Here is a 16,767-nt window from a genome sequence, read left to right as displayed (position 1 = left end):
ACCCGTGGCCCGACATTTCCACATAGTGCGCGTATTCCCTGGGCGGGCGTGAACGGCCCGCAGCTTCGGTGTGCTCGACGCCGGCCACGGCGCCGCACCCGCCCTCATCCAGGAGATTGCCATGAAATCCCATGTAACCCTGCTCGCTCTCGCCTTCGCCGCCGCGGCAACCGCCGCAACCGCCCAGGACGCGCCGCAGCGCTCGTTCGAGGACGCGCTCGTCGTCGAGGACGGCATGACGCAGCTCGCCGACGGCCTGTACGCGAACGTCGGCGGCGCCGGCGAATCCTACGTCGCGACCAACGCCGCCGGACGCAAGGCATTGCTCGCCAAGCTCGTCGCGCTTCGCGCGAAGCTGGCGGGTCGCGGCGGCGCCACCTCGCACGCGCCGACCGGCCGGATCGGCTTCCTCGACGGCCTCATCGCGGACATGGCCAAGCCGGTGCCGAAGGACGAGTACCGTTATGGCTCATGCGGCGGTACGGGCACGCCGCTCACGGTGAACGCGACGTCGCACTCCGGCGTCAACGCGTCCGGTACCGCGACCAACAGCAATGGCGCGTACAACACGACGAACTATGCCTTCGCCGGCACCTACGACAACGACGACAACGTGACGAGCCAGCAGTCGTCGACGACCCACGGCACGACGACGGCTTCCGCCTCGGCGGCGGCCTCGCAAGGCAGCACCGCCTGCGACTCGTTCGGCACCGCCACGGTCACGTGCCCCGGCAGCACGACGCCCGCGATCATCGCGGTCGCGCACACCTATCACCAGGGCAATACCTGCCTGCAGTAAGTAAGGTACCGGCGTCGGTCGGCGGCAGCGGCCCCACGGGCCGCTGCCGGATGACTTCCGGGCACTTCCATCGGCCCGGCGGGATGCGAAGATGCGTTTTTCGCCGACCGGGACCCACCATGTCACGCACCGCCCTGTTTCTGCTCTGCGCGAGCCTCGCGACGCTCGCCCACGCCGAAAGCGCCGACGACCGCTTCAAGGCGCTCTACACGAAGGAATGGACCTGGCGCCAGCAGCAGTTCGGCGGGCTCGACGACGAGGACAAGCAGGCCGATCCGAAGGACAACCACCTGCCTGCGGTCGGCGCCGCGACGCAGGCGAAGCGCCTCGCCTACTGGGACGATGTGCTCAAGCAGCTCGCCGCGATCCCGAGCGGCGAGCTGTCGGCGGAGAACCAGGTCAACCTCGCCGTGTACCGGCCACAGGTCGAGAACCTCGCCGCGGACGTGCGCTTCCACGGCTACGAGATGCCGTTCAACAGCGACTCGCAATTCTGGTCCGATCTCGGCTTCATGACGCGTCGCCCGCTCGGCGACGCGCAGGCGGTGCGCAACTACATCGCCAAGCTCGACGACGTGCCGCGCTATTTCGACGAGCAGGTCGCGAACATGCGCGCCGGCCTCGAGCGCGGCTTCAGCGTGCCGCGCGCGGTGCTCGACGGCCGCGACGTGTCGATCGCGAGCTATGCCGAGGCGAAGTCGCCCGAGGAAAGCGAGTTCTACGCGCCGCTGAAGACGCTGCCGTCGACGATCCCCGCCGAGCAGCAGGCCGCGCTGCGCAAGGACGCGACGCGCGCGATCCGCGAACACGTGATCCCCGCGTACGCGAAGCTGCTCGCGTTCTTCCGCAAGGACTACGTGCCGCACGCGCGCGACACGCTCGCGGCGGAGGCGCTGCCCGACGGCAAGGCCTATTACCTGCAGCAGATCCGCGAGTACACGACGCTCGACCTCGACCCCGAGGCGATCCATGCGATCGGCCTCAAGGAAGTCGAGCGCATCGACGCGGACATGCAGGCGACGATGAGGGCGAGCGGCTTCAAGGGCGACTTCGCCGCGTTCCTCGAGTTCCTGCGCAAGGATCCGCAGTTCTACGCGAAGACGCCGGACGAGCTGCTCATGCGCGCGGCGTGGATCGCCAAGCAGGTCGACGCGAAGATCGGTCGCTACATCGGCACTCTGCCGCGCGGTCGCTTCGGCATCGAACCGGTGCCGGCGTCGATCGCGCCGTTCTGGACCGCCGGTCGCGGCAGCGCGCAGACCTATTGGGTCAATACCTACGACCTGCCGTCACGCCCGCTCTACAACCTGCCCGCGCTGACCCTGCACGAGTCCTCGCCCGGCCATTCGCTGCAAGGCGCGCTCGCCGAGGAACAGAAGCAGCAACCGGAGTTCCGCAGCAAGAACTACATCTCCGCCTACGGCGAAGGCTGGGCGCTGTACTGCGAGAAGCTCGGCAAGGAGATGGGCATCTACCACACGCCGTACGAGGAATTCGGCCGCGAAACCTACGAGATGTGGCGCGCCGCGCGCCTCGTCATCGACACCGGCATCCACCACAAGGGCTGGACGCGCGCGCAGGCGATCGACTACCTCGCCTCGCACACGGCGCTGAGCCGGCACGAGGTCGAGACCGAGGTCGACCGCTACATCTCCTGGCCGGGCCAGGCGCTCAGCTACAAGCTCGGCGAGATCCGCATCGTCGAGCTGCGCGCGCGCGCGGAGAAGGCGCTCGGCGACAAGTTCGACCTGCGCGCGTTCCACGACGCGATCCTCTCCGAGGGCTCGGTGCCGCTGCCGCTGCTCGACCAGCGCATCGATGCGTGGATCGCCTCGCGCAAGGCTGCGGCGAAGTCGTGACGGGCCGAAGAGCGGAAGCTTGAAACACGAAGGAAAGCAGAAGCAGGGAAAAGCTTGAAACACGGAGCACACGGAGCACACGGAGAAAGCAAGGACGAGAAGAGCTTTTTGACTTGAACGCTTTTCCTCCGTGTGCTCCGTGTTTCAATCGTTGTTGCTTTCCTTCGTGTGCTTCGTGTGCTTCGTGGTTCAGTCTTTTGCTTCGCTTTCCGAGCAGCACCTCGACGCGTCCGAGGACGTCCGTCAGCGCTTGGGTTCCTTGGCCGGTGGTTTCGCTGCGGCATCCTTCTTCGCCTGCTCCTCGAGCGCGTGCTGCTTCCATTCCTCGAGGATCGCGCTGCGGCTTCGCGCGGCGGCGGCGGCATCCGCCGCCGACGGCGGCGGAGGTGGCGGTGGTTCGGGATCGGCGTTGTCGATCCAGCGCACGAGGCGCGCGAACTGTTCGCCGAGCACGTCGTCGACCTTCGGCGCGATCTCGTCGAGGCCGCTCGTCGACGCGCCGTTGACGAGGTACTCGAGTTCGAGCCGGGTCGAGCCGTCGTCGGCCGTGCGGATCCAGAACGTGAGCACGCCCTCGAGCGCGAGTTCCTGCAACGGGCCGAGCGCGGTGTCGAGGCGCAGCATGCGCTCCGGCAACGCCATCAGGACGCGCCCGTGCGCAGCGCTGCCGCCGCTCCAGCGCTCGCAGAAGCAGCCGTCCGCCTCGGCCTTCAGGCTCAGGTTCTCGGCCTTGCCGGACCAGGTGTGCTCGCGGCTCCACCAGTGCGGCACGGCGACGAGCGACGCCCATGCATGCTTCGCGTCGCCCTTGACCGGCGCCGCGTACGCGAGCATGAACCCGTCCGGCACGGCCTGCCTGACCTCGGCGTGCGCGGCCTGCACGCCCGCGGCGGCGAGGACGGTGATGAGTATCCGGCGCATGAACGTCTCCCTTGCGATGTTCAATCGACCGCGCGTGCGCCCGCCGGGTTCCGCGCCGCGGCGACGACCTCGAGGATCGCGCCGATGACCGCCTGCGGCTGGTCGAAGTGGATGTCGTGGCTCGACTCGGGCACGAGCCGGTGCACGCCGCGGCGCGACAGGCCAGCGAGATCCTCGTGCAGGAAGTAGACGAGCAGGCCTTGTTCGTCGACGGGCAGACCCGGCGGCAGGTCGGACAGTGCGCGCGTGAGCACGATCATCGGCAGGTCGCCGTAGCCGCGCCGCGACAGGCGCAGTTGTGCCGCGCTGTCGCCGTCGAACGCCTGCTCTTCCGACAACCGCGCCTCGAGGAACGACGGTTGCGTCTGCAGGCGCGCATACACCGCGCTGATCGCGTCGAGATAGCGCGGGTTGCTGCCGCCGGACACGCATTGCGCGAACACGCGCGTGCCCGGCACGAAGCCGGCGCGCGCGGCGTCGATGCATGCCTGCGCGTCGCGGTCGCCTTGCGCGCGCTCGGCCGCGGCGATCGCGCGGACCTCCGGATAGATGCGCGCGACGCGCAGGAAGTGCTCCTCGTGCGACGGATCGTCGAGCACGAGGCCGGCGACCTCGTCGCGGTACAGGTTGGCGAACATGCGCACGTTCATGCCGCCGTAGGAATGCCCGACCAGCACGTACGGAGGCGCGATGCCCGCCGCGTGCAGCAGGCGGTGCAGGTCGTCGGCGATGTCGCGCTCGTGCCCGCGCGCGTCGCCGCGTCGCTGAAGCCGAGGCCGGCGCGGTCGTAGGAGCACGCGCGCGTCGTGCGCGCGACCACCGGCTGCACGAGGCCCCAGATCTGGCTCCAATTGGCGAGGCCGGCGTCGAACACGACGGTCGGAGTGCCGTCGCCGCTGCAATGCAGGTTGAGGCGGCGGCCGCCGCCGACGTCGACGAGGCGCGTCGGGTGCGCGTACGCGGGATCGTCGACGACCGCGTTGCTGCGTGCGGCGTGCGCGCCCGCGGTGCAGGCGGCGAGCAGCAGCGCGACGGCCGCGCGACGCATCAGACGTCGCCGTCGGTCGCCCAACCTTCGCCGCTGCCGCGGTGGTGCACGAGGTCGCCGCCCTGCACGTCGCCGGCCGGGATCGACGGCTGCGCGGCGATTTCGGCGTAGAGCGGGCGGAAATCCGGCCGCGTCGCGTCCATGAGCTGCTCGAAGCTGTCGATGACGAAGTACGTCTTCTGGTACGTGTCGATGCGGTAGCGCGTGCGCATGATGCGGCGCAGGTCGAAGCCGATGCGGTTCGGCGCCGGCGATTCGAGGCAGTAGATCGACTCGCCCTTCGAGCTGACGATGCCCGAGCCGTAGATGCGCAGGCCGCCGTCCTGGCGGATCAGGCCGAACTCGACCGTGTACCAGTACAGGCGCGTGAGGTTCACGAGCGCCTCGGCGCCGATGCCGTGCGCCTTGACGCCGCCGCGGCCGTACGCCTGCATGTAGTCGGCAAACACCGGTTCGAGCAGCAGCGGCACGTGACCGAACAGGTCGTGGAACAGGTCCGGTTCGGCGAGGTAGTCGAGCTGTTCGGGCTTGCGGATCCACCAGGTGACCGGAAAGCGCCGGTTCGCGAGGTGGTCGAAGAACACGAGTTCGGGCAGCAGGCCCTCGACGCCGACGAGCTGCCAGCCGGTCGCCTTCGCGAGCACCTCGTTGAGATCGTCGAAGCGCGGGATCGCGTCGGGCGACATGCCGAAGCGCTCCTGGTTCTCGATGAACTCGCGGCAGGCGCGACCCTTGAGCAGGTCGCGCTGGCGCTCGAACAGCGTCGCCCAGGTACGATGGTCGGTGCGTGAATAGCTCGCCCACGGCTGTTCGACCACCGCAGTGGTGTACACCGGCACGTAGCCCTTGTCGGTCTGCTGGTGTTCGATGCGGCGCGGTTCGGAGGAGTTCATGGCGCGGATCCGGAGTTCATGCGCGACAGCTTAGCGCGTGGCGCGAGCGGCCGCGCGTGCGCCGTGGGCTCAGTCGTTTCCGCGCTCGTCCGCGGGCGGTACCGCGCGTGGCCGGAACGCGATCACGCGGCCGTGGCCGCCATCGCCCGCGCTGCGCTGCCAGAGCACGGGCACGTCGGCCGCGCGCGGCAGCTCGAGTTCGTCGTCGACCGCGTCGTTGGCCGCCTCGGTTTCCCAGCTGTAGCGCTTGCGCGCGGGTGCCGGGTCGCGCCGGCGCAACACGATCGCGGCGAGCAGGCCGGCGACCGCGCCGGCGAGGTGGTATTCGAAGCTGATCCGCTCCTCGTGCGGCAGCACCGAGAGCAGCATGCCGCCGTAGAGGAAGAACACGACGAGCGACGTGACCACCGCGAGGCGATCGCCGCGCAGCAGGCCGATCACGAACAGGAACAGCATGAGCCCGTGCACGATGCCGCTCGCGCCGACGTGGGCGGAGTCGCGCGCGAACAGCCACACGCCGATGCCCGAGAGCAGCCAGATCGCCGGCAACGCGAGCCGCGTCGCGCGCGGGTAGACGTACAGGGTCAGGGTCGCCAGCACGCCGAGCGGCAGCGTGTTCGACATGAGGTGCTCGAACGAGGCGTGCGCGAACGGCGCGGTGAGGATGCCGACGAGCCCCGCGGCATGGCGCGGCACGATGCCGAGATCGTCGATCGGCCAGCGGAGCAGCCAGGCCGCGAGCCAGACGACCCATATCCCAGCCAGCAGCGCACCCGCGCCGAACAGCGCGTAGCGGATGCGCAGGCGGTCCTGCGCGACCGTGACAGTCGTGGGTTCGGGGACGGGGCGGGCGATGTCCATAGCTGCCAGATTGGGCGCCCTATTCAGCTTCGCAAGTCGACTGCGTCACAGAATGGTAGCCGACACCCATTGGTACAATCCTTGCCGTACTAAACCGAAGATCCGCGCGAAGTGAGGGCGCGCGGCCGTTCGGTATTCCGCAGCGCGACCGGGAGAGGGGGCCCGCCGTGCATCCGGCAGCAGTACGCGCAGCCGCCACGTGTGGTCGCTCGCGTCTGCGTGCCGACCCATCATGAGCTTCGACATCACATCCGCCATGTTGATCGCTTCGCTGCTGACGCTGTGCGTCGGCGCGAGCCTTTCGTTCGCCGCGTCGCGCTACCCGGCGCACCTGCGCGCGGCCATGCGCATCTGGATCGGCGGCCTGTTGATCGAGACGCTCGCGCTGCTGTCGGCGGCGCTGCGCAGCCCGTCGTGGGACGACGCGCTGCCGATCGTCCTCACCAACACCATGTACGCGCTGTCGTACGCGGAGATGGGGCGCGCGATGAGCCATTTCGCGCAACGCCCGCGCAGCCTCGTGCCGCTGCTGCTGGTCGCGCTCACCTTCGCGATCCTGTGCGTGTTCACGCTGGCGTGGCCGTCGCCGCGCTGGCGCATCACGTTCGACACGCTGCCGATCGTCGCGCTGCAGCTCGGCGTCGCGCGCGCGGTGCTGCTCGGCCGCGGCCGCCTGCGCCCGGCCGACATCCTCACCGGTTCGCTGTTCGTCGCCTGCGCCGTGCTCGCGTTCGCGCGCGGCCTGACCGAGTTCCTCGCGCCCGTGCTCGGCCTCGAGTCGTTCCGCCCGTTCATGCTCAACGTCGTGCTGATCTTCAGCTCGATCCTGCCGATGCTCGGCACGATCGGCTTCATGCTCATGTGCGGCGACCGCATGAACGAGGATCTCGGCCGCCTGGCGATGACCGACCCGCTGACCGGCGTGCACAACCGCCGCACGCTCGCGCGCGTCGCCGCGAACGCGATCGACGCCGCGATGCGCGACGGCCGGCCGCTGTCGCTGCTCGCGATCGACGTCGACCACTTCAAGCGCATCAACGATGCGTTCGGCCACGACGCCGGCGACGAGGCGCTGCTTGGGCTGGTGCGGCTCATGCGCGAATCACTCGCGGTCGACGCGCCGCTCAGCCGCATCGGCGGCGAGGAATTCGCCGTGTTGTTGCCCGACATCGGCGAACTCGAGGCGTGCGTGCTCGCCGAATACCTGCGCCAGCACGTCGCCAGCGCGCTGCTGCCGATCGGCGGCCATCCACAGCGACTGACCGTGTCGGTCGGGGTCGCCTCGCTCGACGCCGGCACGCGCGACCTGCGCGCGCTGCTGCGCAATGCCGATCGCGCGCTCTACGCGGCCAAGCACAACGGTCGCAACCGTTGCGCCGCGTATTCGACGCTCGCGCCGGCACCCGTCGCGTCGCAGGTTTCGCGCGGCCGCGCCTGAAGCCGTCATCCGGCAGATTGAAGCACGGAGCACACGGATAAGGCCGCCTCGCCCGCTCAGTCGGCATCCGTCTTGCGCGGCGGGATCAGCAGGCTCGCGACGATCGACGCCGCGATCACCAGCGCGACGACGCCGAGCGCGATGCCGATCGGGATCTTCCACACGCCCGCGAGCAGCATCTTCGCGCCGATGAACAGCAGCACGGCGGCGAGGCCGTGGCCGAGCAGGTGGAAACGGTCGGCCATGCCCGCGAGCAGGAAGAACAGCGCGCGCAGGCCGAGCACCGCGAACACGTTCGAGGTGAGCACGACGAACGGATCGAGCGTGACCGCGAAGATCGCAGGGATCGAGTCGACCGCGAAGATCACGTCGGTGACCGCGATCAGCACGAGCACGACGAACATCGGCGTGAACCAGCGCCGGCCGTCCTCGCGCACGGCGAGCGCCTCGCCGCGGAAGTCGCGCGTGATGCGCAGGTGGCGGCGCATCCAGCGCAGGATCGCGTTCTGCTCGAGGTCGGGCGTGGTGTTCGTCGCGAGCAGCATCTTCAGGCCGGTGAGCAGCAGGAACAGGCCGAACAGGTAGAGGATCCAGTGGAACTCGGCGACCAGCGCGGCGCCGACGAAGATGAGCAGCGCGCGCAGCACGATCGCGCCGAGCACGCCGAGCATGAGCGCGCGCTGGCGCAGTTCCGGCGGCACCGCGAACGTGTTGAACACGAGCAGGAACACGAAGATGTTGTCGACCGCGAGCGCCTTCTCGATGAGGTAGCCGGTGAGGAACTCGAGGCCGATCTCGTTGGCGACCGCGCGACCCGCGTGCGCGTCGAGCCAGGCCCACAGGCCGAGGTTGAACGCGAACGCGAGGCCGACCCAGGCGAGGCTCCAGAGCGCCGCCGCGCGGAACGTGACGCGGCGCGGCCCGGCGGCGCGCAGCAGCGCGAAGTCGACCGCCAGTGCGGCGATGAGGATGGCGACGAAAGCCGCCCAGATGCCCGGTGTCGCGATGCTGTGCATGTCGTGCCCCAGAGTGGTTCGGTGGACCGATGGCGCCGGGTCACGAATGCTCGGGACACACCTTCGCCGTCGACGGCGAAGGTCTTGCTCGCGGCTCGCCGTGGCGAACCGCCCGCCGGACCGGGGCCTTGCGGCCCGTGATGACGATCGCGGCGACGGGAGAGCTACTCCCCTTCTGCTGGGCCGAACTTAGCGCCGGCCCGGCGCGCTTGCAAGGTCGGGCGCAGCGCGGCGTGTCAACAATGGTGAGAGAGAGGCCGAAGGCTGGAGTGAAGCGCGAGGCCACCCGCGATTCATGCAGGGGCGAGCCCGTCGGTGCGCGCGCCGACCGGCGCGGCTCGCGCGCCTTGCCAGCCCTCAGCCCTCAGCCCTCAGCCCTATAATCCGCCGATGAACCCTCACGACACGGGCGCGCTGCCCGTCATCCAGCTCAAGACCGAACGCCGCTCGAACCATCCCTGGATCTTCCAGAAGATGGTCGAGAAGCCGGCGAACAAGCCCAAGCCCGGCACCGTCGTCGACATCGTCGACCGCGAAGGCAGCTTCGCCGGACGCGGCTTCTACAACGGCCACTCGCGCATCGCGTTGCGCGTGCTCACCGCCGATCCCGACGAGGCGGTCGACGAGGCGTTCTTCGCGCGCAAGATCGCCCAGGCGGTGTCGCTGCGTCGCGACGTGCTGAAGCTCGACGCGGTCACGAACGCCTGTCGCCTCATCCATTCCGAAGGCGACGGCCTGTCCGGCCTCGTCGTCGACCGCTTCGCCAACACGCTCGTGATCGAATATTTCTCGGCCGGCATGTTCCGCCTGCGCGACCTGATCCGGCGCTGCCTGCTCGAACACTTCCCCGACGCCGACCTGTACTGGTTCGCCGAGGAGCACGTGCAGAAGCAGGAGAGCTTCGACTGCGGCATCCCGTCGCCGCCGACGCCGACCGTGATCCACGAGCACGGCGTGCAGTTCCACGCCGCGCCGGGCACCAAGCACAAGACCGGCTTCTTCGCCGACCAGCGCGACAACCGCAAGCTGCTGTCGACGTTCTGCGACGGCAAGCGCGTGCTCGACCTGTGCTGCAATTCGGGCGGCTTCGGCATCTACGCGAAGACGATCGGCGGCGCGACCGAGGTGACCGGCGTCGACCTCGACGAGGAGATCCTCGCGATCGCCGAGAAGAACGCGCGCCTCAACAAGGCGAAGGTGCGCTTCGTGCAGGCCGACATCTTCCACTGGCTGCGCGACGGCAAGAAGGATCCGTACGACGTCGTCATCCTCGACCCGGCGAAGATGACGCGCGATCGCGAACAGGTGATCCCGGCGCTGAAGAAATACCTCGACATGAACAAGCTCGCGCTCGGCGCGGTCAAGCCGGGCGGCATCTTCCTGACCTGCTCGTGCACGGGCCTCGTCAGCGAGGAGCAGTTCCTCGACATGCTGCGTCGCGCAGCGTTCTACGCCGGTCGCACCGTGCAGGTGTTGAAGGTGACCGGCGCCGGCGAAGACCATCCGTGGCAGGCGCACGTGCCCGAGTCGCGCTATCTCAAGGCCGCGATCTGCCGCGTCGAGTGAGGCGAACGCGCGGAGGGCGGGCACTGGCCCGCCGCCTCGACGCATACGCCCTCGGGAAGAATGCCGGTGAGCCAGGGCCCACCTACGGCTTCCACTCCGGCGCGATGCGATCGGCGAGCACGAGGTCGACCCGCGCCGCCTTGCCGGCGCGTTGGTAGGCGAGCGCGAGCTTCGTTCCGACCGGCAGCTCGCGCAGGCGCTGGCGCCACTCGGACAGCGGACGCGCACCGACCTTCTCGCCGCCGATCGCGGTGACGCGATCGCCGTCGCGCAAGCCCGCGCGCGCGGCGGCGCTGTCCTTCGCCACGTCGACGACTTCGAGTGCGTCGTCGGCGCCGAGCAGCCACAGGCCACTGCGGTCGAACGCGTCGGTACCGCCGGCGCCGGCGATTGGCGCGAGGTACATCTTCTTCGCGGCGTAGTCGAACGCGACCGTGTAGCGCTTGAGCAATCCGCCGCCGAGGTTGGCCGACAGGTCCGGGCTCGCGAACGCACCCTTGTCGCCGGTGTAGAGGTCGCCGGCCACGCCGGCGACCGCGAGGTCGCCGAGCTGCAACGTGCCCAAGCGAGCCGGGCGGCCGCGCGACGGGCCGCCGACGCCCCAGCCGACGACGCTGTCCGGCGCCGCGTGGTACTTGGCGACGAGATCGTGCTCGCGCACGAACGGCGCATGCAGGGTCAGCGACACGCGCGAACCGGTGTCGATGCTGATCCGCGCCGCCAGGCCGTCGAGCGTGCCCTGCACGATCGGGATGCGGTCGGCGAGTTCGAACGGCACCGCGTGCGCGCCGGGCGGCGGCGCGAACTTCGCCGGTTCGGTCAGCACGAGTTCGCGCTTGCCGTAGTCGATCGTCACGCCGAAGCGGCGGAACATCTCGTAGCCGACCAAGCCGTCGCTGTCGTAGCCCTCGACCGCAGGCAGCTTGCCGAGGTCCATCACGTAGAACACCGGGTGCGACAGCACCGCGTCGCCGAGGCGCACTTCCTTCGCGTGCGCGAAGGCGAGGTCGACGAGTTCGTCGCCGACGCCGCGCCCGGCGAGCTTGCCTTCGCCGGCGAGGCCGAACTTCTTCGCCGAATCCGGCGTGAGCAGGTTCGCGCCGCCGGTGTCGACGAGGAAGCGCGCCGGCTTGCCGTCGATCGAGCCGCGCGCGTAGATGTGGTTGTTGACGAGTTCGAACGGCACCCGCGCGACGCCGCCGGGTGCGTCGATGCGCGCGGTCGCGGTCATCGCCGGCATCGCGAAATCGGCATCGGCCACGGCGACGTTCAGCGCCATCTTCGACGCGCGGATCTCGCTGCGGTTGCGCTCGTCGACACGGCCGGCGGTATCGGTGAGGAAGGTCGTCGAATGGAACGGCAGCTTGACGCCGTCGACGTCGCGCCAGTCGTCGAAGGTGGTGGTCGCGGTGTCCGCGCCCTGCTTCTGCACCGTGCGCGCGAGCAGGTGCGTCTCGCCGTCGAACCACAGCGTGACCGGGTCGCCGCCGTCGGGCGTCGCGACGAGCACGTCGTAGCGGCGGCCGTCGAGTTCGCGCGTCTCCGGCTTGGCGTAGCTCGCGCCGAAGCGCGCGGGATACCAGTAGCCGCGCGCGTCGAGCCAGGCCTGGCTGCGCGCGCGGCGCTTCGCTTCCGGTGCGTCGAGCGCGGCGACTTCACCACCCGGATCGCGCGACCAGGCGACCGTGCCGTCGTAACCGTCGGCGCCTTCGATCGGGCCGAGCTTGTAGTGGTCGTTCGAGCGACCGCCGGCGACGTCCTGCAACGCGTCGAACGCGCCGCTGAGCCCGCCCGCGCCGAGCGTGCCGTCGGTGCGCACGCTCTTCACCACGTCCCAGCGCGCGCCGCCGCTCGCCGCCTTCCAGCGCGCGAGCAGGTCGGCCGCCTCGTCCGCGCGCACCACCTGGGTGAAACCGAGCGCCAGCAACGCCAGCGCGATCGCATGCCTGCCCATCGTCTTCTCCTCGATCGCGGCGCACGCCCTTGCGCGGCGCCGTCATTGTTTGAATAATTGCATCGAATTTCAAACGAGGCAACCCAACCGATGGCACGGATCCGCACGGCGCTGATCGAGGACGCGGACGAGATCGCCCTGCTCGCCTCGCCGACGCGCATCGAGATCGTCGACACGCTCGAGGCGCTCGGCGACGCGGCCAGCGTGGCCGAACTCGCGGCCGCGGTCGGCCGCCCCGCCGACGGCCTCTACTACCACCTGCGCCAGCTCGCCGAAGGCGGCCTGATCGAGGAGGTGGCTGCGCCCGACGGGCGCCGCTACCGCTCGCGCACGCGCAAGGGCGATCGCCTGCGCCTGCGCTACCGGCCCGGCGCGACCGCCAATGCCGACGCGGTCGGCCGCGTCGCGGCGAGCGTGCTGCGCGTGGCGGGCCGCGACTTCGCGCGCGCGCTCGCCGATCCCGACACCGTCGTCGAGGGACCGCGGCGCGAATTGTGGGCCGCGCGCGGCAAGGGCTGGGTCGACGCGGCGGAGCTCGCCGAGATCAACCGCCTGCTCGCGCGCCTGATGGAACTCGTGCAGAAGCCCGCGACCGAACGCCCGCGCGGCCGGCTCGTCGCGCTGTCGTGGGTGCTCGCGCCGGTCGAGGCGAAGCCCGCGCGGCGCGCGGCCGCGCCGCGCAAGCCGCGCGCACGCTGAACGGCGGCGCGGCGCGGCCGGCGCGGCGCACCGCTGCTAGACTGCGCGTCCGCCTGTATCGACCGACGCCGATGAAGAAGACCGTGCGCACGAAGAAGACCCCACCGCCGCCAGCCGTGACGCAGGCGCAGGCCGAAGACGCGGTGCGCGTGCTGCTGCGCTGGGCCGGCGAGGATCCGCGCCGCGAAGGACTGATCGACACGCCCAAGCGCGTCGCCGAAGCGTATCGCGACTGGTTCTCCGGCTACGCGATCGATCCGGCCGAGTACCTCGGCCGCACGTTCGAGGAGGTCGCCGGCTACGACGAGATGATCGTGCTGCGCGACATCCATTTCGAGTCGTTCTGCGAACACCACATGGCGCCGATCATCGGCCGCGCGCACGTCGGCTACCTGCCGACCGACAAGGTCGTCGGCATCTCCAAGCTCGCGCGCGTGGTCGACGCGTACGCGCGCCGGTTCCAGGTGCAGGAGAAGCTCACCGCGCAGATCGCGCACTGCATCGGCATGGTGCTCAAGCCGCGCGGCGTCGGCGTCGTCATCGACGCGACGCACCAGTGCATGACCACCCGCGGCGTGCACAAGACCGGCGTGTCGATGATCACGAGCCAGATGCTCGGCACGTTCCGCGAGGACGCGCGCACGCGCGCGGAATTCCTGCGCTTCATCGACATCGACGGGCACGGCTGACGGCGATCGCCCCTGATCGCGGCCGCGGGAAGCGCTCGCGCGAACGCACGGCGTCTGGCTCGCGCAATCCGCAGCGGCCTCGATCAATCGATCGCGATGTCGCCTGCCAAGCCGCACGCGCGCCGATCTGCCGAGCGCGCCGGACCTGCGCCGGCCGGCGCCACGGCGACATGCCATACGAGGCGACGCGCGCGAACGAGCAATGCGCGACGCGCGGGCGCGACGCGGATCGGCTATCGTGCGTGCTTTCGCCCGCCGGCCGCCCCTGCAATGGATCCGATCGCCCCTGCCGCGCCACGTCGTGCCGCGCTGATCTTCATCTTCGTGACGGTGCTGATCGACATCCTGTCGTTCGGCCTCATCATTCCCGTGCTGCCGCACCTGATCCAGAGCTTCCTCGGCGGCGATGTCTCGCGCGCCGCGGTCTGGTACGGCTGGTTCGCCACGGTGTTCATGGCGATGCAGTTCCTGTTCACGCCCGTGCAGGGCGCGCTGTCGGACCGCTTCGGCCGACGCAAGGTGATCCTCGCCTCGAATCTCGGGCTCGGCCTCGACTTCCTCATGATGGCGATGGTCCATTCGCTGCCGCTGCTGTTCATCGGCCGCATCATCTCCGGCATCACCGCGGCGAGCTTCAGCACCGCCAACGCCTACGTCGCCGACGTCACGCCGCCGAACAAGCGCGCGCAGGCGTTCGGCATGATCGGCATGGCGTTCGGCATCGGCTTCGTGATCGCCCCGGCGATCGGTGGTTTCCTCGGCGAGATCAACCAGCGCGCGCCATTCTGGGTCGCGGTCGTGCTCTGCCTCGCGAACTTCGTCTACGGCCTGTTCGTGCTGCCCGAATCGCTGCCCCCGGAAAAGCGCTCGCCGCGCTTCGACTGGCGCCACGCCAATCCGGTCGGCTCGCTGCGCCTGTTGTCGCGCTACCCGCAGGTGCTCGGCCTCGTCGGCGTGCTGTTCCTGATGGCGCTCGCGCACATGGTGTATCCGAGCACGTTCGTGCTGTACGCCGACTACCGCTTCGGCTGGGGACCGCAGATGGTCGGCTACACCCTCGCCGCGGTCGGCGTGCTCGCGGCGATCGTGCAGGGCGTGCTGATCAAGAAGATCGTCGGCTCGCTCGGCGAACGGCGCGCGCTCATGCTCGGCCTCGGCTGCGGCACGCTCGGGTTCATGCTGTATGCACTGGCGCCGACCGGCTACTGGTTCTGGGCCGCCATGCCGGTCGCCGCGCTGTGGGGCGTGGCGACGCCCGCGGCGCAGGCGATGATGACCCACCACGTCGACCCGACCGAGCAGGGACGGCTGCAGGGCGCGGTCGCGAGCCTGTCGAGCATCGCCGGCATCATCGCGCCGACGATCTTCACGCGCGCGTTCGCCGCAGTCACCGGCGCGCACCTGCACGACGCCTGGGCCGGCGTCACGTTCGCGATCTCGGCGGCGATGGTCGGCCTCGGCTGGATCATCGCGTGGCGCACGATCGGGCACCTCCCGCCGGTCACGTACCCGGCGCCCGCCGTCGCGACGATCGAACCCGCGGTCGTGTCCGACGCCGACGAGCTCGTCGTCCAGCCTGCGCCGCAACGCGAGTGATCGCGCACGCTGGGCCGCGGGTCCGGCGCGCGGGTTTTCAAGGCTCCCTTTCGACACTGGTGCGGCGCCCCCATTCTGCGAGGATGGCTGCGCCGGAGCGGTTCCGGCATCGTGGAGACGTCGATGTTGACCTTCGTGCTGTGGTTGCTGCTGCTGGTGTTCTGCTGGCCGCTCGCGCTGCTCGCGCTGGTGCTGTACCCGCTCGTGTGGCTGCTGCTGTTGCCGTTCCGTCTGCTCGGCCTCGCGGTCGAGGGCGTATTCGAGCTGCTGCGCGGCATCATCCTGCTGCCGGCGCGGGTGCTGCGCGGCCGCCCCGTCGCGTGACGATGGCGAACTTCTGCAACGCGCTCGATCACCGCACGAAACTTGGCGATCGCGCGGTGCGCGCGGCGTAGCGTGGTCTCCCCCCAACGGAGACAGGGAGTTGCGATGAAGCGCGTGCTCGTGTGTTGCCTGGCCCTCGGCGCCGCCGTCGTCGCGTCCGCGCAGGACGCCACCACCGACGCGGCCAAGGACAAGGCGGTCGATCTCGCCAATGACAAGGCCGCCACCCTGGTCGGTGGCGATACTGGCAGCGGCGCGGCCGTCGCGGGCGCGGCGGTCGGCGGTTCGGCACTCGGCGGTGCGGCCACCGGCGCGGTGAAGGACGAGGCCGTCGACATGGCGAAGGACAAGGCCGCCGCCGCGGTCAAGGACGCGACCGACAGCGGCCACTGAGGCTTCGCTTGCGCGCGCGGCGGCCCGCTACGGCCCCACGCGCGCGCCTTTCGCCTGCGCGGAACGCGCGCGCTACACTGCACGGTGTCCGCGCGAGGTGGTCATGTCCGCAAGCGAACCGAACCCGGCCGAGACCGCCGCGCAAGCCCAGCCCGTCGGGGCGCTGTTCGACGCCGTCTACGACCGGCTCAAGGCGATGGCGAGTCGGCAGCTCGCGCGCGGCTCGCGCGGCACGCTCGACACGACCGCGCTCGTGCATGAACTCTGGCTGCGCGTGAACACCGGGCGCGAGCTCGCGTTCGAGCATCCGGCGCAGTTCTTCTCCTACGCCGCGCGCGCGATGCGCCATCTGCTCGCCGACCGCGCGCGCGACCGCATGCGCCAGAAGGCCGGCGGCGACTGGATCCGCATGAGCCTCACCGGCAGCGAGGCGCTGCATCCGCAGGTCGAAAGCGCCGAGCAGGCGCTCGCGCTGGAGGAAGCGTTGACCAAGCTCGAGCAGGTCGACGCGCGCGCCGCGCGCGTGGTCGAACTGCGCTGGTTCGCCGGCCTCTCGCCGGAGCAGGTCGCCGAGCTGCTCGGCCTGACGCGGCGCACGATCGACCGCGACTGGCGCTACGCGCGCGCATTCCTGCTGTCCGCGCTCGAATGATGTCCGCGCCGCGGGCGCAACGGCGTTATCGCTGGCCGATGGAGCGGCCTCCGGGGGAA

17 protein-coding genes are annotated in these 16,767 nt (G+C 70.1%); 10 read left to right on the top strand and 7 right to left on the bottom strand.

Annotated features, from left to right (window positions below):
- Positions 1 to 121 precede the first annotated feature (121 nt).
- Both FHW12_RS09170 and FHW12_RS09165 read left to right on the top strand, forming a co-directional pair.
- The gene (locus tag FHW12_RS09170; protein ID WP_182530698.1) at positions 122 to 799 is read left to right on the top strand and encodes a hypothetical protein; all 678 of its coding nucleotides are present in this window, start codon (positions 122 to 124) and stop codon (positions 797 to 799) included.
- A 119-nt stretch (positions 800 to 918) separates the two neighbouring features.
- Positions 919 to 2,658 carry a DUF885 domain-containing protein gene (locus FHW12_RS09165; RefSeq protein ID WP_182530697.1) on the top strand — a complete coding sequence of 580 codons (1,740 nt, stop codon included), beginning with the start codon at positions 919 to 921 and terminating at the stop codon, positions 2,656 to 2,658.
- 243 nt (positions 2,659 to 2,901) lie between these two features.
- Here the strand turns inward: FHW12_RS09165 and FHW12_RS09160 are convergent, their stop codons facing one another.
- The 5 genes from FHW12_RS09160 to FHW12_RS09145 all read right to left on the bottom strand — a co-directional run bounded on the left by FHW12_RS09160 (position 2,902) and on the right by FHW12_RS09145 (position 6,381).
- On the bottom strand, positions 2,902 to 3,579 hold the full coding sequence (locus FHW12_RS09160; RefSeq protein WP_182530696.1) for an ATPase: 678 nt from the start codon (positions 3,577 to 3,579) through the stop codon (positions 2,902 to 2,904).
- A 20-nt stretch (positions 3,580 to 3,599) separates the two neighbouring features.
- Entirely contained in the window at positions 3,600 to 4,271 is a 672-nt protein-coding gene (locus FHW12_RS09155) for an alpha/beta hydrolase (RefSeq protein WP_343203829.1), read from the bottom strand.
- Positions 4,226 to 4,627 (bottom strand): alpha/beta fold hydrolase, encoded by a 402-nt coding sequence (locus FHW12_RS21245; protein WP_259392942.1) that lies wholly within the window; start codon positions 4,625 to 4,627, stop codon positions 4,226 to 4,228. Before FHW12_RS21245 ends, FHW12_RS09155 begins: the two co-directional genes overlap by 46 nt.
- Entirely contained in the window at positions 4,627 to 5,520 is an 894-nt protein-coding gene (gene phhA / locus FHW12_RS09150) for a phenylalanine 4-monooxygenase (RefSeq protein WP_182530694.1), read from the bottom strand. Before phhA ends, FHW12_RS21245 begins: the two co-directional genes overlap by 1 nt.
- 69 nt (positions 5,521 to 5,589) lie before the next feature.
- Positions 5,590 to 6,381 carry a rhomboid family intramembrane serine protease gene (locus FHW12_RS09145; protein WP_182530693.1) on the bottom strand — a complete coding sequence of 264 codons (792 nt, stop codon included), beginning with the start codon at positions 6,379 to 6,381 and terminating at the stop codon, positions 5,590 to 5,592.
- A 232-nt stretch (positions 6,382 to 6,613) separates the two neighbouring features.
- On the opposite strand from FHW12_RS09145, the gene FHW12_RS09140 reads away from it, so the two are divergent.
- Positions 6,614 to 7,819, top strand: a complete 1,206-nt coding sequence (locus tag FHW12_RS09140; protein ID WP_182530692.1) for a GGDEF domain-containing protein — start codon at positions 6,614 to 6,616, stop codon at positions 7,817 to 7,819.
- 56 nt (positions 7,820 to 7,875) lie between these two features.
- Here FHW12_RS09140 and FHW12_RS09135 read toward each other — a convergent pair whose 3' ends face one another.
- Positions 7,876 to 8,835 (bottom strand): TerC/Alx family metal homeostasis membrane protein, encoded by a 960-nt coding sequence (locus FHW12_RS09135; RefSeq protein WP_182530691.1) that lies wholly within the window; start codon positions 8,833 to 8,835, stop codon positions 7,876 to 7,878.
- A gap of 390 nt (positions 8,836 to 9,225) precedes the next feature.
- Here FHW12_RS09135 and FHW12_RS09130 point away from each other — a divergent pair, with 390 nt between their 5' ends.
- Positions 9,226 to 10,401, top strand: coding sequence for a class I SAM-dependent rRNA methyltransferase (locus FHW12_RS09130; RefSeq protein ID WP_182530690.1), 1,176 nt, complete (start codon positions 9,226 to 9,228; stop codon positions 10,399 to 10,401).
- An 82-nt stretch (positions 10,402 to 10,483) separates the two neighbouring features.
- On the opposite strand, the gene FHW12_RS09125 is transcribed toward FHW12_RS09130, so the two are convergent.
- Positions 10,484 to 12,355, bottom strand: coding sequence for an aspartyl protease family protein (locus tag FHW12_RS09125; RefSeq protein WP_182530689.1), 1,872 nt, complete (start codon positions 12,353 to 12,355; stop codon positions 10,484 to 10,486).
- 90 nt (positions 12,356 to 12,445) lie between these two features.
- On the opposite strand from FHW12_RS09125, the gene FHW12_RS09120 reads away from it, so the two are divergent.
- The 6 genes from FHW12_RS09120 (at position 12,446) to FHW12_RS09095 (ending at position 16,708) form a co-directional block, all read left to right on the top strand.
- Positions 12,446 to 13,054: a helix-turn-helix domain-containing protein gene (locus FHW12_RS09120; RefSeq protein ID WP_182530688.1), complete on the top strand. Its 609-nt coding sequence runs from the start codon at positions 12,446 to 12,448 to the stop codon at positions 13,052 to 13,054.
- A 71-nt stretch (positions 13,055 to 13,125) separates the two neighbouring features.
- Positions 13,126 to 13,743 (top strand): GTP cyclohydrolase I FolE, encoded by a 618-nt coding sequence (gene folE / locus FHW12_RS09115; RefSeq protein WP_182530687.1) that lies wholly within the window; start codon positions 13,126 to 13,128, stop codon positions 13,741 to 13,743.
- Positions 13,744 to 14,013: 270 nt separating this feature from the next.
- Complete coding sequence (locus FHW12_RS09110; RefSeq protein WP_182530686.1) at positions 14,014 to 15,339, top strand: TCR/Tet family MFS transporter; 1,326 nt, start codon at positions 14,014 to 14,016, stop codon at positions 15,337 to 15,339.
- A gap of 123 nt (positions 15,340 to 15,462) precedes the next feature.
- Positions 15,463 to 15,663 carry a hypothetical protein gene (locus FHW12_RS09105; RefSeq protein ID WP_182530685.1) on the top strand — a complete coding sequence of 67 codons (201 nt, stop codon included), beginning with the start codon at positions 15,463 to 15,465 and terminating at the stop codon, positions 15,661 to 15,663.
- A 105-nt stretch (positions 15,664 to 15,768) separates the two neighbouring features.
- The gene (locus FHW12_RS09100) at positions 15,769 to 16,056 is read left to right on the top strand and encodes a hypothetical protein (RefSeq protein WP_182530684.1); all 288 of its coding nucleotides are present in this window, start codon (positions 15,769 to 15,771) and stop codon (positions 16,054 to 16,056) included.
- Positions 16,057 to 16,159: 103 nt separating this feature from the next.
- On the top strand, positions 16,160 to 16,708 hold the full coding sequence (locus FHW12_RS09095; RefSeq protein ID WP_182530683.1) for an ECF-type sigma factor: 549 nt from the start codon (positions 16,160 to 16,162) through the stop codon (positions 16,706 to 16,708).
- Positions 16,709 to 16,767: the final 59 nt, after the last annotated feature.

It is taken from the genome of Dokdonella fugitiva, assembly GCF_014138265.1.
Taxonomy (GTDB): Bacteria; Pseudomonadota; Gammaproteobacteria; order Xanthomonadales; family Rhodanobacteraceae; genus Dokdonella_A; species Dokdonella_A fugitiva_A.
The sequence above is the reverse complement of the archived record's forward strand: the minus strand, read 5'-3'. Positions and strand labels throughout refer to the sequence as shown.

Excerpts from the sequence above, each read along its gene's own strand:
- FHW12_RS09105 (WP_182530685.1), top strand. The coding sequence starts at position 15,463 with ATGTTGACCTTCGTGCTGTGGTTGCTGCTGCTGGTGTTCTGCTGGCCG.
- folE (WP_182530687.1), top strand. The coding sequence starts at position 13,126 with ATGAAGAAGACCGTGCGCACGAAGAAGACCCCACCGCCGCCAGCCGTG.
- FHW12_RS09160 (WP_182530696.1), bottom strand. The coding sequence starts at position 3,579 with ATGCGCCGGATACTCATCACCGTCCTCGCCGCCGCGGGCGTGCAGGCC.
- FHW12_RS09110 (WP_182530686.1), top strand. The coding sequence starts at position 14,014 with ATGGATCCGATCGCCCCTGCCGCGCCACGTCGTGCCGCGCTGATCTTC.
- phhA (WP_182530694.1), bottom strand. The coding sequence starts at position 5,520 with ATGAACTCCTCCGAACCGCGCCGCATCGAACACCAGCAGACCGACAAG.
- FHW12_RS09165 (WP_182530697.1), top strand. The coding sequence starts at position 919 with ATGTCACGCACCGCCCTGTTTCTGCTCTGCGCGAGCCTCGCGACGCTC.
- FHW12_RS09095 (WP_182530683.1), top strand. The coding sequence starts at position 16,160 with ATGTCCGCAAGCGAACCGAACCCGGCCGAGACCGCCGCGCAAGCCCAG.
- FHW12_RS09140 (WP_182530692.1), top strand. The coding sequence starts at position 6,614 with ATGAGCTTCGACATCACATCCGCCATGTTGATCGCTTCGCTGCTGACG.
- FHW12_RS09170 (WP_182530698.1), top strand. The coding sequence starts at position 122 with ATGAAATCCCATGTAACCCTGCTCGCTCTCGCCTTCGCCGCCGCGGCA.
- FHW12_RS09125 (WP_182530689.1), bottom strand. The coding sequence starts at position 12,355 with ATGGGCAGGCATGCGATCGCGCTGGCGTTGCTGGCGCTCGGTTTCACC.
- FHW12_RS09135 (WP_182530691.1), bottom strand. The coding sequence starts at position 8,835 with ATGCACAGCATCGCGACACCGGGCATCTGGGCGGCTTTCGTCGCCATC.
- FHW12_RS09130 (WP_182530690.1), top strand. The coding sequence starts at position 9,226 with ATGAACCCTCACGACACGGGCGCGCTGCCCGTCATCCAGCTCAAGACC.
- FHW12_RS09120 (WP_182530688.1), top strand. The coding sequence starts at position 12,446 with ATGGCACGGATCCGCACGGCGCTGATCGAGGACGCGGACGAGATCGCC.
- FHW12_RS09145 (WP_182530693.1), bottom strand. The coding sequence starts at position 6,381 with ATGGACATCGCCCGCCCCGTCCCCGAACCCACGACTGTCACGGTCGCG.
- FHW12_RS09100 (WP_182530684.1), top strand. The coding sequence starts at position 15,769 with ATGAAGCGCGTGCTCGTGTGTTGCCTGGCCCTCGGCGCCGCCGTCGTC.
- FHW12_RS21245 (WP_259392942.1), bottom strand. The coding sequence starts at position 4,627 with ATGCGTCGCGCGGCCGTCGCGCTGCTGCTCGCCGCCTGCACCGCGGGC.